At 73.8% G+C, this 13654-nt stretch carries 13 protein-coding genes and 1 pseudogene; 8 read left to right on the forward strand and 6 right to left on the reverse strand.

The window, feature by feature from the left end:
• Window positions 1-5 precede the first annotated feature (5 nt).
• The 4 genes from M1O15_RS23075 to M1O15_RS23090 all read left to right on the forward strand — a co-directional run bounded on the left by M1O15_RS23075 (window position 6) and on the right by M1O15_RS23090 (window position 4363).
• On the forward strand, window positions 6-1778 hold the full coding sequence (locus M1O15_RS23075; RefSeq protein ID WP_248636141.1) for a serine/threonine-protein kinase: 1773 nt from the start codon (window positions 6-8) through the stop codon (window positions 1776-1778).
• Window positions 1779-1900: 122 nt separating this feature from the next.
• Window positions 1901-3100, forward strand: a complete 1200-nt coding sequence (gene mqnC, locus M1O15_RS23080) for a cyclic dehypoxanthinyl futalosine synthase (RefSeq protein ID WP_248636051.1) — start codon at window positions 1901-1903, stop codon at window positions 3098-3100.
• 7 nt (window positions 3101-3107) lie between these two features.
• Window positions 3108-3608: a hypothetical protein gene (locus tag M1O15_RS23085; RefSeq protein ID WP_248636052.1), complete on the forward strand. Its 501-nt coding sequence runs from the start codon at window positions 3108-3110 to the stop codon at window positions 3606-3608.
• 56 nt (window positions 3609-3664) lie between these two features.
• Window positions 3665-4363 (forward strand): demethylmenaquinone methyltransferase, encoded by a 699-nt coding sequence (locus M1O15_RS23090; protein WP_248636053.1) that lies wholly within the window; start codon window positions 3665-3667, stop codon window positions 4361-4363.
• Window positions 4364-4371: 8 nt separating this feature from the next.
• On the opposite strand, the gene M1O15_RS23095 is transcribed toward M1O15_RS23090, so the two are convergent.
• Complete coding sequence (locus M1O15_RS23095; RefSeq protein WP_248636155.1) at window positions 4372-4518, reverse strand: hypothetical protein; 147 nt, start codon at window positions 4516-4518, stop codon at window positions 4372-4374.
• Between M1O15_RS23095 and M1O15_RS23100 the strand changes: the two are divergent.
• Window positions 4519-4836, forward strand: a pseudogene (locus M1O15_RS23100) (MerR family transcriptional regulator); the annotation flags it as partial. It lies immediately after the preceding gene.
• Here M1O15_RS23100 and helR read toward each other — a convergent pair.
• Together helR and M1O15_RS23110 are read right to left on the reverse strand one after the other, a co-directional pair.
• Window positions 4826-7027, reverse strand: coding sequence for an RNA polymerase recycling motor ATPase HelR (gene helR / locus M1O15_RS23105; RefSeq protein WP_248636054.1), 2202 nt, complete (start codon window positions 7025-7027; stop codon window positions 4826-4828). The pseudogene M1O15_RS23100 and the gene helR overlap by 11 nt on opposite strands.
• Window positions 7028-7185: 158 nt before the next feature.
• Window positions 7186-7731: a GNAT family N-acetyltransferase gene (locus M1O15_RS23110; protein ID WP_248636055.1), complete on the reverse strand. Its 546-nt coding sequence runs from the start codon at window positions 7729-7731 to the stop codon at window positions 7186-7188.
• Window positions 7732-7826: 95 nt separating this feature from the next.
• Between M1O15_RS23110 and M1O15_RS23115 the strand changes: the two genes are divergently transcribed.
• Window positions 7827-9119 carry a geranylgeranyl reductase family protein gene (locus M1O15_RS23115; protein WP_248636056.1) on the forward strand — a complete coding sequence of 431 codons (1293 nt, stop codon included), beginning with the start codon at window positions 7827-7829 and terminating at the stop codon, window positions 9117-9119.
• Between the two features lie 46 nt (window positions 9120-9165).
• Here M1O15_RS23115 and M1O15_RS23120 read toward each other — a convergent pair whose 3' ends face one another.
• A complete protein-coding gene (locus M1O15_RS23120) occupies window positions 9166-9630 on the reverse strand; it encodes a nuclear transport factor 2 family protein (protein WP_248636057.1) in 465 nt (154 codons plus the stop codon).
• A 105-nt stretch (window positions 9631-9735) separates the two neighbouring features.
• Here M1O15_RS23120 and M1O15_RS23125 point away from each other — a divergent pair, with 105 nt between their 5' ends.
• Together M1O15_RS23125 and M1O15_RS23130 are read left to right on the forward strand one after the other, a co-directional pair.
• The gene (locus M1O15_RS23125; RefSeq protein WP_248636058.1) at window positions 9736-10329 is read left to right on the forward strand and encodes a TetR/AcrR family transcriptional regulator; all 594 of its coding nucleotides are present in this window, start codon (window positions 9736-9738) and stop codon (window positions 10327-10329) included.
• Window positions 10310-10453, forward strand: a complete 144-nt coding sequence (locus M1O15_RS23130) for a hypothetical protein (protein WP_248636059.1) — start codon at window positions 10310-10312, stop codon at window positions 10451-10453. The genes M1O15_RS23125 and M1O15_RS23130 overlap by 20 nt, the downstream gene beginning before the upstream one ends.
• Before the next feature lie 156 nt (window positions 10454-10609).
• Here the strand turns inward: M1O15_RS23130 and M1O15_RS23135 are convergent, their stop codons facing one another.
• The gene (locus M1O15_RS23135; RefSeq protein ID WP_248636060.1) at window positions 10610-11824 is read right to left on the reverse strand and encodes a hypothetical protein; all 1215 of its coding nucleotides are present in this window, start codon (window positions 11822-11824) and stop codon (window positions 10610-10612) included.
• Window positions 11825-11974: 150 nt separating this feature from the next.
• Window positions 11975-12859 (reverse strand): C40 family peptidase, encoded by an 885-nt coding sequence (locus tag M1O15_RS23140; RefSeq protein WP_248636061.1) that lies wholly within the window; start codon window positions 12857-12859, stop codon window positions 11975-11977.
• Window positions 12860-13654 lie beyond the last annotated feature (795 nt).

A 13654-nucleotide genomic window follows, 5' to 3' on the forward strand; every position in this document is an offset into this window, starting at 1 on the left:
CGCGCATGCAGCCGTTGGAGGCCGGGGAGCCGGCCGTGATCGGGCCGTTCCGGCTGCTCGGCAGGCTGGGCGCGGGCGGCATGGGCCGGGTCTACCTGGCCCGTAGCGGCGGCGGCCGGACGGTGGCCGTGAAGGTGGTGCACCCGCACTTCGCGATGGACGACGAGTTCCGGGCCCGGTTCCGGCGCGAGGTCGCCTCGGCGCGGGCGGTCGGCGGGCGCTGGACCGCCCCGGTCATCGACGCCGACCCCGAGGCGCCGGTGCCCTGGGTGGCGACCGCGTATGTGGCGGGGCCGCCGCTCGGCCGGGCGGTCGCCGGACACGGGCCGCTGCCCGAGCGGGCGGTACGGGTGCTGGGCGCCGGACTCGCCGAGGCGCTGTCCGCCGTGCACGGCCTGGGCCTGGTCCACCGGGACGTCAAGCCGTCCAACGTGCTGCTCGCCCTGGACGGGCCCCGGCTCATCGACTTCGGCATCGCCCGGGCCACCGAGGGCACCGCCTCCCTCACCTCCACCGGCGTGTCGGTCGGCTCACCCGGCTACATGGCGCCCGAGCAGATCCTCGGCAAGGGGGTCACCGCCGCGGCCGACGTCTTCTCGCTGGGCGCGGTCCTGGCCTACGCGGCCTGCGGCACCGCCCCGTTCCCCGGCGACTCCTCCGCGGCCCTGCTGTACAAGGTCGTCCACGAGGAGGCGGAGCTGGGCGCGGGGCTGACCGGGGAGCTGCGGGAGCTGGTCGCCGGCTGCCTGGCCAAGGACCCGGAGGCCCGCCCCGACCCGGCCGCGCTCGCCCGCGCACTGCTGCCGGAGGGCCTGGACGCGGCCCTGGCGGCCGGCTGGCTGCCGGGCCCCCTGGTGGAGGAGGTCAGCCGCACCGCCGTACGCCTGCTGGATCTGGAGCCGGAGGGAGGAACGGACGCGGGAGTGGCCGGGCACTCCGGGCCGGTGCCGTTCAGCAGCCCGGCGCTCGGTGTCTTCGGCCCGCCCACCGAGCCCTCCGCCCCGCCCTCCTCGCCGGGTGTTCCGCCGCGGCCCGACGCGCCCCCGGAGGTGCACGGGCTGCCGACCTCCACCGCCGGGAAGACGGGCCCCGCCACCGGCCCCCACGGTCCGCTCGCCGTGTCGGTCACCACCGAGAGCGAGCGCGGCCCGGGGCGGAGCCGGCGGCTCAGCTGCACGGTCATCCTCGCGGTCGCCGGGGCGCTGGCCGCGGTGACGGTGGGCGGCGGCTGGCTGCTGGGGGTGCTGCGCCAGGAGCAGGGACGCCCCTCGGACACCGCCGGGCAGCCCCCGGCGGCCACGGCCTCCCGGACACCGAGCCCCTCGTCTAGCTCCTCGCCGAGCTCCGAGGCGCCGGGGGACGGCGGCACCCCGAAGCCGTCCGGCCCCGCGGACGGCGACCTGGCCGCCGTACCGGAGGGGTTCAGCGGCACCTGGAAGGGCCCGTTCGAGTTCGAGTTCCTCGGCGACTACGTGCGGGGCGGCACCTTCACCCTCACTCTCACCGGCGGCGAGCGCGGCGGCCGGGTCGGCACCGCCGACCAGTACGACGCCCTCGGCAACCTCTCCTGCCAGGACCGGCTGGTGCTGCGCCGCGCGACCGCCACCGAGCTCGTCCTGGACGGCTCCTCCACCGGGAAGCCCGAGGGCAACAAGTGCACCTCCGGCACCCACACCGTCACCCTGACCCTGAAGGACGGGAAGCTGGCGTACGTCTCCGAGGAGCAGCGGGCCGGCAACCCGCGCGCGACCCTCACCCGGGAGGCCGGTGGCGGGTGACCGGGCGCCGGCGGGGCGGGGCGGGGGCTGGCGTAGGCTGGTCCGGTCCGTGTAGAGGCCCTGGAAAGCCCCGCACGGCCGCCCGCACCACCCTGCAACCCGCGCCGAAAGGTGAGACGCCGGTGACCGAGAAGGCCGACCTCCAGTCCGTCCTCGACCGCGCCGCCGAAGGCGGGCGGATCACCCCCGAGGAGGCGCTCGACCTCTACCGGTCGGCCCCGCTGCACGCGCTCGGCGCGGCCGCGGATGCCGTACGGCGGCGGCGCTACGCCGGTACGGAGCACATCGCGACGTACATCATCGAGCGCAACATCAACTACACCAACGTCTGCGTCACGGCCTGCCGCTTCTGCGCCTTCTACGCGCCGCCGAAGGCCGTCGACAAGGGCTGGACCCGCGACCTCGACGACATCCTGCGCCGCTGCGCGGAGACCGTGGAGCTGGGCGGCACCCAGATCATGTTCCAGGGCGGGCACCACCCGGACTACGGCGTGGAGTACTACGAGGAGCACTTCTCCGCGATCAAGAAGGCCTTCCCGCAGCTGGTCATCCACTCCCTCGGCGCCTCCGAGGTCGAGCACATGGCCCGGATCTCCGGGGTCTCCGCCGAGGAGGCGATCACCCGGATCCACGCCGCCGGGCTGGACTCCTTCGCGGGCGCCGGCGCGGAGCTGCTGCCGGCCCGCCCGCGCAAGGCGATCGCCCCGCTGAAGGAGTCCGGCGAGCGCTGGCTGGAGATCATGGAGATCGCCCACCGGCTGGGCGTGGAGTCCACCTCCACCATGCTGATGGGCACCGGCGAGACCAACGCCGAGCGCATCGAGCACCTGCGGATGATCCGCGACGTGCAGGACCGCACCGGCGGCTTCCGCGCCTTCATCCCGTACACCTACCAGCCGGAGAACAACCATCTGAAGGGCCGCACCCAGGCGACCCTGTTCGAGTACCTGCGCATGATCGCCATCGCGCGCCTCTTCCTGGACAACGTGGCGCACATCCAGGGCTCCTGGCTCACCACCGGCAAGGAGGTCGGCCAGCTCTCCCTGCACTACGGGGCCGACGACCTGGGCTCGATCATGCTGGAGGAGAACGTGGTCTCCTCGGCCGGTGCCAAGCACCGCTCCAACCGGCTGGAGATCATCGACCTGATCCGCAAGGCGGGCCGCGTCCCCGCCCAGCGGACCACCACCTACGAGCACATCACCGTGCACGAGGACCCGGCGGACGACCCGGTGGACGAGCGGGTGGTCTCGCACATCTCCTCCACCGCGATCGAGGGCGGCACCGCGCACCCCGAGCTGAAGCTGCTCAACGCCAACTGAGGCGGAGATGCTGACCGTTCACCGCCCGGCGGCCGGGGACTGCGTGCTGGTCGACGGCGGTCTGGTCGTGGCCCTCGGGCCGTACGGGGAGCTGGACCCGGGGCCGGGCGCGCGGGTGCGCGAGTGGGCGGGCACGCTGCTGCCCGGGCGCCATGAGCCGGAGGCCGTACGGCTGCTGGAGACGCTCTACTGGCCCGATCCGCGCGAGGCGGACGAGCTGGGTACGGAGCCGCTGCCGGCCGGCGCGGTGGCGATGACGGACACCCGCTGGGGCGCCAGTGCCCGGCGCGGATTGCAGCGGATGCTGGGGCGCGGGGTGACCTCGGTCGCCGGGCCCTTCACCCGGGCCCCGGTGCGCACCGCCGTCCAGCGCTCCGGTGTGCTGGTCGCCCCGGCGGCCCCGGACGTCCTCGCCCCCGGCGGGCGGGCGGACTTCACCGTGCTGGCGCAGGACGGGAGTTGCCTGGTCACGGTGGTCGGCGGGCGGCTGGTGTACCGGAGGGCCTGACTCCGGGCGCGGGGCGCGCTGTACGGAGTCCCGTACACCTGCTGCACAATGGCCGGGTGACCCGCGCATCCCTGGACAAGAAGCCGCACGACGTCGCCTCGATGTTCGACGCCGTCGCGGAACGGTACGACCTCACCAACGACGTCCTCTCGCTCGGCCAGGACCGGCGCTGGCGCAAGGAGGTCGCGCGCGCGGTGGACGCCCGGCCCGGCCAGCGGGTGCTGGACCTGGCCGCCGGGACCGGCACCTCCTCGCTGCCGTTCGCGCTGGCGGGCGCCTTCACCGTGCCGTGCGACTTCTCGCTGGGCATGCTCCGGGAGGGCCGCAGGCGGCACGGCTGGTTGCCGCTGACCGCCGGGGACGCCACCCGGCTGCCGTTCAAGGACGGCGTCTTCGACGCGGTGACCATCTCCTTCGGGCTGCGCAACGTCCAGGACACCGACGCCGCGCTGGCCGAACTGTTCCGGGTGACCCGGCCCGGCGGGCGGGTGGTGATCTGCGAGTTCTCCCACCCCACCTGGGCGCCGTTCCGCACGGTGTACGAGGAGTACCTGATGCGCGCGCTGCCGCCGGTGGCCCGCGCGGTGTCCTCCAGCCCGGACGCGTACGTCTACCTGGCCGAGTCCATCCAGTCCTGGCCGGACCAGCCGGAGCTGGCCCGGCGCCTGCAGAAGGCCGGCTGGTCCAAGGTCGCCTGGCGCAACCTCTCCGGCGGGATCGTCGCCCTGCACCGCGGCACCAGGCCCCAGGGCTGACGGCTCCCTCAGCCGCCCGCCGGCCGGGGCGGGAAGCCGCGGGTACGGGCGGCGGCCACCACGGCCGCCACCGGGACGAGCAGCGCCAGCACGCTCCAGGGCAGAGCCCCCGTACCGTACGCGCCGAGCAGCACCCACGCCGGCCCGGCGGACACGCCAACGGCTACCGGTCCTACGGTGAGCGGTTCGTGGACCGGGTGCTCCAGGTCCGGGGGCTGCTGGACGCCGGGCTGCCGATCCGGATCATCCGGCAGATCCTGCCCTGCCTTGACAAGCCCCGGACCATCCACTTCCCGGACGCCACCGAGCAGATGCCGGCGCTGCTGGAGCGGGAGCGCGCGCGGATGGACGAGCGGATCGCCTGTCTGACCCGCAACCGGGACGCCATGGCGGAGTACCTGGACGAGGTACGCCGCCATCGCGCCCCGGCGCCTACCGGGGTCCCGGAGCCGGTGGGCGGTCTCAGTTGTTGAGGACGACCAGGCGCTGGGTGGCGCGGGTCATCGCCACATAGCGGTCCACCGCGCCCCGGACGCCCTGCCCGAACCCGTCCGGGTCGACCAGCACCACCAGGTCGAACTCCAGCCCCTTGGAGAGCTCCGGGGTCAGCGAGCGGACCCGGGGGGTGGCCCGGAAGGAGGGGTCGCCGATGACGCAGGCGATGCCGTTCCCGTCCTCGTGCTCGGCGAGCCAGTCGCGGAGGACCGCGTCCCGGTCGGCGGGGGAGCCGTGGGTGACGGGGATGCCGCTGCGGCGTACGGAGGTGGGCACGTTGGCGTCCGGGAGTACGGCGCGGATGACCGGCTCCGCCTCCGCCATGACCTCCTCCGGCGTCCGGTAGTTGACGCTCAGCGAGGCCACCTCCACCCGGTCCAGGCCGACCCGGGCCAGCCGTTCCCGCCAGGTCTCGGTGAAGCCGTGCCGGGCCTGGGCGCGGTCCCCGACGATGGTGAAGCTGCGGGACGGGCAGCGCGTCAGCAGCATCTGCCACTCGGCGTCGGTCAGTTCCTGGGCCTCGTCCACCACGACATGGGCGAACGGGCCGTCCAACGGCTCCCGTTCGGCGGTGGGCAGCGCCCCCTCGTCCACCAGGCTCGCGCGCAGGTCGGCGCCGCGCAGCATGGTCACCGCGCCCTCGCCGTCCTGGTCGGCGGCGAGCACGTTGTCGATGACCCCGGCCATCCGCTCGCGTTCGGCGGCCAGGGCGGCCCGGTGGCGGCGGTTGCGCCGGGAGGCCCCCGGGTCGCCGAGCCGCTGCCGGGCGGCGTCGAGGAGCGGCAGGTCGGACACCGTCCAGGTCTGGGACTGCGCCCGGCGCAGCGTCCGCACCTCCTCGGGGCTCAGCCAGGGGGCGCACAGCCGCAGATAGGCGGGCACCGACCAGAGGTCGCCGACCAGGTCGGTGGCCTCCAGCAGCGGCCAGGCCCGCCCCAGGGCGCCGGTCAGCTCCTGGTCGTGCTCCAGCGCCCGCCGGAACAGCTCGGCCGGGACCCGCTCGCCGTCCTCCCCGTCCGGTCCGTGCCCGGCCTCCGGCAGCCGGTCGTACAGCATGGCGACCAGCTCGTCCCAGATCCGGTCCCGGGCCTCGTTGTGCGGGGTGCCCGGCTCCGGGGCGCCGAACGCCTCCGCCCAGTCCTCGGCGCCGAGGCGCAGCTCGGCCCAGGGGGTGCTGACCGTCAGCGCCTCGGTGGGCGGCTCCTCGTAGAACCGCACGGCCTTCTCGATCGCCCGCACCAGCTCCGCGGAGGACTTCAGCCGGGCCACCTCCGGGTCGGTCTCGTCCACCGCCGCCGCGCCCTCGGGGACCAGGTCCCGCAGGGTGCAGGTGCGCACGCCCTCCTCGCCGAGGCTGGGCAGCACATCGGCCACGTAGTTCAGATACGGCTGGTGCGGGCCGACGAACAGCACCCCGCCCTTGCGGTGCCCGAGCCGGGGGTCGGAGTAGAGGAGGTACGCCGAGCGGTGCAGGGCGACCACGGTCTTGCCCGTGCCGGGGCCGCCGTCCACCACCAGGGCGCCCCGGGACCCGGCCCGGATGATCGCGTCCTGGTCGGTCTGGATGGTGGCGAGCACATCCCGCATCCGGGCCGAGCGGTTGGCGCCCAGACTGGCGATGAACGCCGACTGGTCGTCCAGCGCGGCCCGGCCGCGCAGCGCCTCCTCGGTGAACACCTCGTCCCAGTAGTCGCTGATCCGGCCGCCGGTCCAGCGGTAGCGGCGGCGGCTCGCCAGACCCATCGGGCGGGCGTGGGTCGCGGCGAAGAACGGCTCGGCCGCCGGGGAGCGCCAGTCCAGCAGCAGCCGGCGCCCGGTGCTGTCGGTGAGCCCGAGCCGGCCCACGTACACCGGCTCGGAGCCGTCCTCGCCGACCATCCGCCCCAGGCACAGGTCCAGTCCGAACCGGCGCAGCGCACGCAGCCTGGCTCCCAGCCGGTGGACCTCCTGGTCCCGCTCCAGCGCCTCCCGCCCGGCGCCGCCGGGTGCCCTCAGCGCGGTGGCGAGCTGGCCGGACAGTTCGGCGATGGTCTCCTCCAGGCTCCGGGCGATCGCCGCGAAGTGGAGCTCGTCCCCGGCGATCGACTCCGGGTCGGCCTTGGCGGCCAGCCGCTCCGGCAGGTCGAACACCCCCGCGCCGCCCTCCACCGATGAACGCACCACCCGCATGGCCACACCCCCGCAATCCCGCGATCCCGCTGTCCTTGCTTCCGACCTGGGATTTTGCGGGATGAGGGGGGCCTTGCCGCAAGACCCCCCATGCGCTATACGTTGAGAGTGGAAAGAGCCGGGCGCGCGATCCGCGGCGCCCCTCGACTCCCCTCTCGCTACAGCGCCAGCCGGAAGCAGCGCGCCTCCTCGCCCTCGTGTCCCGGGATCGGGATCGTCTCGCCCGGCTCCATGCCCAGCCGGCCGGCGACCGCCAGGGACCGCTCGTTGCGGGTGTTGACCATGGCGACCACCCGCTCCACCCCGGCCGCCCGCAGCCGCTCCAGCGTCATCCGGGCCGCCGCGGTGGCGTAGCCCCGGCCCCAGGCGGTACGGGCCAGCCGCCAGCCGATCTCGATCTCCCCGGCCGGGCCCCAGGGGTGCGGCCAGGGCTGGGCGCCGGCGAAGCCGACAACCTGACCGGCCTCGTCCAGCACCGTCCACAGGCAGAAGCCGTGCTCGGCGTCATGGCGGCGCTGACGGGCGGTGAACTCGTAGTACAGCGACAGCTCCGAGGACCGTCCGCCGAGGAACTCCATGACCTCGGGGTGGTCGAACACCTGGTGCCAGGCGTACGCGTCCTCCTCGGTCGGCACCCGCAGCGTCAGCGGCGCTGGGGGTGGGTCGGAAGTGGCGGGCGGGGCGTCGGGAAGCAGCTCGGTCATCGGGTGGCCCTCCGGTTCGGCGTCGGCTCGCCCCCATAGACTGCCCTTGACCTGTGCCGTCCGATACGCAGTTTCGACATTTCGGGAGACCCGCCGTGGCCGAGCAGCAGCCCCTCTCCGAGCACACCGCCGATGTGATCGTGGTCGGGGCGGGCCCGGCCGGGTCCACCACCGCGTACTACCTGGCCAAGGCGGGTCTGGACGTCCTGCTGCTGGAGAAGACCGCGTTCCCCCGGGAGAAGGTCTGCGGCGACGGACTGACCCCCCGCGCCACCAAGCAGCTGGTGGCCATGGGCATCGACATCTCCGAAGAGGCCGGCTGGCTCCGCAACAAGGGGCTGCGGATCATCGGCGGCGGGGTGCGGCTCCAGTTGGACTGGCCGGAACTCGCCAGTTACCCGGACTACGGACTGGTCCGCAAGCGCGACGACTTCGACGAGCAGCTGGCCCGGCAGGCGCAGAAGGCCGGGGCGCGGCTGTACGAGCGGTGCAACGTCGGCGCCCCGGTGATCGACGAGCGCACCGGCCGGATCACCGGGGTGCGCGCCAAACTGGGCGAGGAGAAGCGGGAGGTGGTCTTCTCCGCCCCGCTGGTGGTCGCCGCCGACGGCAACTCCTCGCGGATCTCGCTCGCCATGGGCCTGCACCGGCGCGAGGACCGCCCGATGGGCGTGGCGGTGCGCACCTACTTCACCAGCCCGCGCCACGACGACGACTACCTGGAGTCCTGGCTGGAGCTGTGGGACCGCCGCGGCCCCGGCGAGGACCGGCTGCTGCCCGGCTACGGCTGGATCTTCGGCATGGGCGACGGCACATCCAACGTCGGTCTGGGCGTGCTCAACACCTCCGCCTCCTTCAAGGAGCTGGACTGGCGCGAGGTGCTGAAGGCCTGGTGCGCCTCGATGCCGGCGGACTGGGGCTACACCGAGGAGAACATGACCGGCCCGATCCGCGGGGCCGCGCTGCCGATGGCCTTCAACCGCCAGCCCCACTACACCCGCGGGCTGCTGCTGGTCGGTGACGCGGGCGGCCTGGTCAACCCGTTCAACGGCGAGGGCATCGCGTACGCCATGGAGTCCGGGCAGCTCGCCGCCGACGTCATCGTCCAGGCGCACGCCCGCGCCACCCCCGCCCAGCGCGAACGCGCCCTCCTCGCCTACCCGCAGGTCCTCAAGGACACCTACGGCGGCTACTACACCCTGGGCCGCGCCTTCGTGAAGCTCATCGGCAACCCCAAGGTCATGAAGATCGCCACCCAGCGCGGCCTCACCCACCCGCTGCTGATGCGCTTCACCCTCAAGATGCTGGCCAACCTCACCGACCCCACCGGCGGCGACGCCATGGACCGCATCATCAACGGCCTGTCGAAGGTGGCCCCGAAGGCCTGAGCGGTCCGGCGCGGGCCCGCCGGGGGCCGGCCGGTCCCCGGCTCGGCTACGCGACCGGGATGACGTCCCGTCCGTGCTCCGCCACGGGCCGGGGTCCGCGGATGCGGCGGTCGCCCTCGGCGATGGCGAGGTCGTTGACGCTCGCCTCGCGGCGGCGCATCAGGCCGTGCCCGTCGAACTCCCACAGTTCGTTGCCGTAGCTGCGCCACCACTGCCCGGCCGCGTCGCGCCACTCGTACTGGAAGCGGACGGCGATCCGGTCCTCGTGGAACGACCACAGGCTCTTGCGCAGCGCGTAGTCGAGTTCGCGCTCCCATTTCCGGGTCAGAAGGCCGATGATCTCCTCGCGTCCCCGGACGAAGGTGTCGCGGTTGCGCCACACCGAGTCCGGTGTGTAGGCCTGCGCCACCCGGTGGGGGTCGCGGGTGTTCCAGGCGTCCTCGGCCGCCTGGACCTTCCGCAGAGCGGTCTCCCGGGTGAACGGCGGATACGGCGCGCGGGCTTCCGGCACGAAGGCCTCCTCAAGTGCTCGGCGGTGGAGAACGTACGTTCTGCACCTGCTGCGAGTAAGATAGGGAACGACCGTTCTCAACGTCAAGAAGACGGGAGGGCTGGGATGCCCGTGCCCATCAGCGAGGAACAGAGCCGTCAGGACCGCGCGGCACTGCTCGACGCCGCGGAGGAGCTGTTCTACGCCCGCGGCATCCAGGCGGTCGGCATGGACGAGGTGCGTACGGCGTCCGGTCTGCCGCTGAAGCGGATCTACCGGTTCTTCGCCGCCAAGGAGGACCTGGTCGTGGCGGTGCTGCGGCGCCGCGACGAGCGGTGGAGGGGCGCCCTGACCGCGCATGTGGAGCGGGTCGCCGAGCCGGGGGAGCGGGTGCTCGCCCTCTTCGACTGGCTGGCCGGGTGGTTCGGGCAGCCGGGCTTCCGCGGCTGCGCCTGGGTCAACGCCCATGGTGAGCTCGGCTCGTCCTCCGAGGCCGTGCTGGCCGAAGTCCGGTCCCACAAGCGGGCGTTCCACGACCGGATCGCGGTCTGGACGCGCGCCGCCGGACTGCCGGGCCCCGACGGCATCGTCCTGCTCGCCGAGGGCGCCATCGTCACCGCCGGCATCACCGGCGACCCGGCCCCCGCCCACCGGGCCCGCGAAGCCGCCGCCGTCCTGCTCGCGGCGCACCGGGACGGTGGTGGGGCAACGGCAGCATGAGCGGGTCATTCTGCGCGAGCTCGCCACCGACTTCGAGGCTCACCAGGACCCAGCCGCCCCGGAGGGCGCCGCCGCCAAGGGCGCCCGACTCACCGACCGGGTCCCCGGCGCCGGGGACGCCTGACGGCACCCCCCGGCCCGTAAGCCGCCGCGCCTCGGGACCTTCAGGGGCCCCGCCCGGAAACCGCCGCCCCACCGGGCTCTCACCCCCCCCGGGCCGCCAGCCCCCCGAGGCCCTCGCCCCCGCCCGGCAACCTAAGCCGCCTATGACCCCCGCCCCCTACGACCGCGTCACCGTCCCGCACTCGCCGTCCGCGGAGACCCCCGCGCTCTTGTCCACCGGCCGGCTGCGGTCGTACGGGTCCACCGCCGGGGTGCCGTCGTCCGCCGAGGCCGACCGTTCGGCGGCGAACTCCGGGCGGAGGAGGCCGGTGTCGGTGTCGCGCCCGCAGCCGCCGTTGGTGATGTCGACCGCGTACGAGAGGAGGCTGAAGGTCCCCGGCTCGGTCTCGACCCGCTCCGGGTCGTCCCAGCTCAGCACCAGCTCGCGCCGTACGATCGTGCGCACCACCTCCTCCTCGCCGTCGGCCGCCGCCCGGGTCACGGGGTAGACGAAGGTGACATCGGCGGTCACCTCCAGGGCGCCGTCCTTGCCCTTCTCGTAGGAGAGCCGGCCCCGGGTCCTGATGTCGTCCCCGACCAGGCGCACCGCCCGGGTGTCGAAGCGGCTGAACAGCAGCAGCGGGTCGTCCTCCGCGCCCGGGGGCTTGCCGCCCGGTGCGGGGAAGGCGGCCGCCAGGGTCTTCCGTACGTCGGACTGGTGCGGGTTGATCAGCGTGATCGCGGTCTGCGGGCGCTCCCCGCGCAGTACGGCCGGGTCCAGGTTGGCGGCGGCGAGGAAGTCCCGGGTGCGGGACAGGGCCCGGGCCACCTCCGCCTGGTCCATCCAGCCGGTCGCCTTGGCCGCGGGGACGGTGATCCCCTCCGTACCGCTCGCCCAACGGGCCGCGGGAGAGCCCTTGAACGGCTCGTCCAGGGTGGGCCGCCGGGCCTCCTCCACGGCGGGCGCCTGGTCCGGGCGGGCCGTCTCGGCCGCGAGCGGCGCCCCGCCGGACGTAGCGCCGTCCCCGTCGAACCAGCCGAGCAGCCGGTCGGGGAAGAGGGCGAGCAGCAGCAGGGCGCACACCGCCAGCAGCCCGGCGACGGCGCGGGCGGTCCGCCGGCGCGGCCGGGGCGGGGTGTGGGCGCGCCAGACGGGCGGCGCCTCGCGGGTGTCGCGGAGCCGCCCGGCCACCCCCCGGGCCCGCGAGGTGTCCCGGAGCCGCCCGGCCACCCCCCGGGCCCGCGAGGTGTCCCGGAGCCGCCCGGCCACCCCCCGGGCCCGTGCCGACGGCTCCTTGGGCGCGCCCGCCGCACCCTGCGCCGACTCCCGCAGGAACCGCTCCCACTCCTCGTCCGGGACGGACGAACCGTCCTGGCCCCCCACCGCGTTCACTGCCGCACCTCTTCCGTTCCCGCCGCCCCGGCACCGCGCCGGAAGGTCGAACGTATGGTCGCACGGCGGTCGAGGGAGGGCGCGGGCACGGCGAAGGGCCGTCGCTCCCACCCCGAGCGGGGGAGCGACGGCCCTTCGGACCGAGCGGTGCTACAGGACGCGGACCGCGCCCGACGGCTGGTCGTAGTCGAGCGAGCGCTCCACCACACCGGTGCCGGGGTTCTGCGCGCCGACGAAGTTGCCGCCGCCAACGTAGATCGCCACGTGGTACGAGCCGCTGCGGCTGCCCCAGTAGAGGATGTCGCCGGGCTGGAGGTTGCTCAGCGAGACCTCGGTGCCGCGGCTGGACTGGTCGCCGGAGATCCGCGGCAGGTCGATGCCGGCCTGGCGGTAGGCGGCCTGCACCAGGCCCGAGCAGTCCCACGAGTTGGGGCCGGTGCTGCCCATCACATACGCGTCGCCGACCTGGGCGCGGGCGAAGGCGACGATCGCCGCCGCCGAGCCGCTGGGGAGCGAGGCCTCGACGGAGGAGCCGCCCGAGTCCGAGGAGGAGCCGGAGTCGGAGGAGGAGCCGGAGTCCGAGCCCGAGTCGGCGGAGGCGGCAGTGAGCGTGGTGCGCTCGGCGGCACGGGAGGCGCGCTCGGCGACGGCCTGCGCCTGCGCCTTGGCCTCGGCCTTGCGCTTGGCCTCGGCCTCCGCCGCCTTGCGGTCCGCCTCGGCCTTGGCCTTCTTGGCGTCCTTCGCGGCCTTGGCGGCCGAGGCGTCCTCCAGGGACTGGAGTTCCTGGTCCAGGGCGATCTGATGGGTGGTCTCAGCGGAGGCGGCGACGGCGCTGGAGAGGCCGCCACCCGCGAGGTCCGCGTTGAGCGTGGGCATCTCGATGGTCTCGGTCACCGGTTCGGCGCTCGCCGGCCCGGCGGCGCCGGCCACCGCGATGGTGCTGAGGACGCCACCGGCAACTCCGGCCCGCAGCGCGAGCTTCGAGGCGCTACGCCGGGGCTTCCGGTGGCTGGGTATGTGAGCGGTGTGGGACATGGGACAACCGCTACCAGGGAGAGACGGTTCCCTTCAAGAAACGTGTGCTGCGCCACAGTTGCGGGCGGAACACGTGAATCCGGTTCCATCCGGGTCCGATTGACGCCGTAACGGACAATGCGGACGCTAGTGATCAACGCCGTGATCATGTGCTTTCCATAAAAGGTCCGAATTGCCGCGCGCTTACCACCCCTTCACCTCGGTGGCCAAGCCCGCTTTCGCGGACGCCCCGGGCGAGTGACGGAGGTCACGGGCAGGTCACCGAATCGCGTCCCACCCCCGCCCGGGAGCTGTCCGAAAGATCGTGAACGCGCGCACGTGTCCACTTCGCTCCCTGGAAACCGCTCGGTGGAGTGAGGTCGGGTGCGCGTCCGCCGACGGCTTCGAGGGGGCCGGTTCGGGGTGCCCCGAGCCAAGGAAGGGTCCCCTTACCACTCGATCGAGTCTCCCGCGAATTTGCTTGTAGGGGCCAACTCTTGATAGTGCGCCCCCGCGCTGACCAGCGGTAACCAAGGTCCATATCACGTCACGTGAACAACTGGACACGTCTGGTACGAAGATCGCCGTTCTGTCGGTTCCATGATCCTTCGTCAGGTGGTGGAGATCACAAAGTCGCTCTCGTACCCCGTGTCGCAGATCACAGAACGACGGGCATAGGATGCGAGGCAGTCGGGCTTGTGAACTGCCTCACATACGCGTGATCTTCGCGGTACCCGCGGGGTCCGCGGCAGGGGCGGGGAGACGGAAAGCCCGATGCGGTCCAACGGTCAAGGACGACTGGAAGGAGCGAGGAGC

It is taken from the genome of Streptomyces lichenis (assembly GCF_023218175.1).
GTDB classification, from domain to species: domain Bacteria; phylum Actinomycetota; class Actinomycetes; order Streptomycetales; family Streptomycetaceae; genus Streptomyces; species Streptomyces lichenis.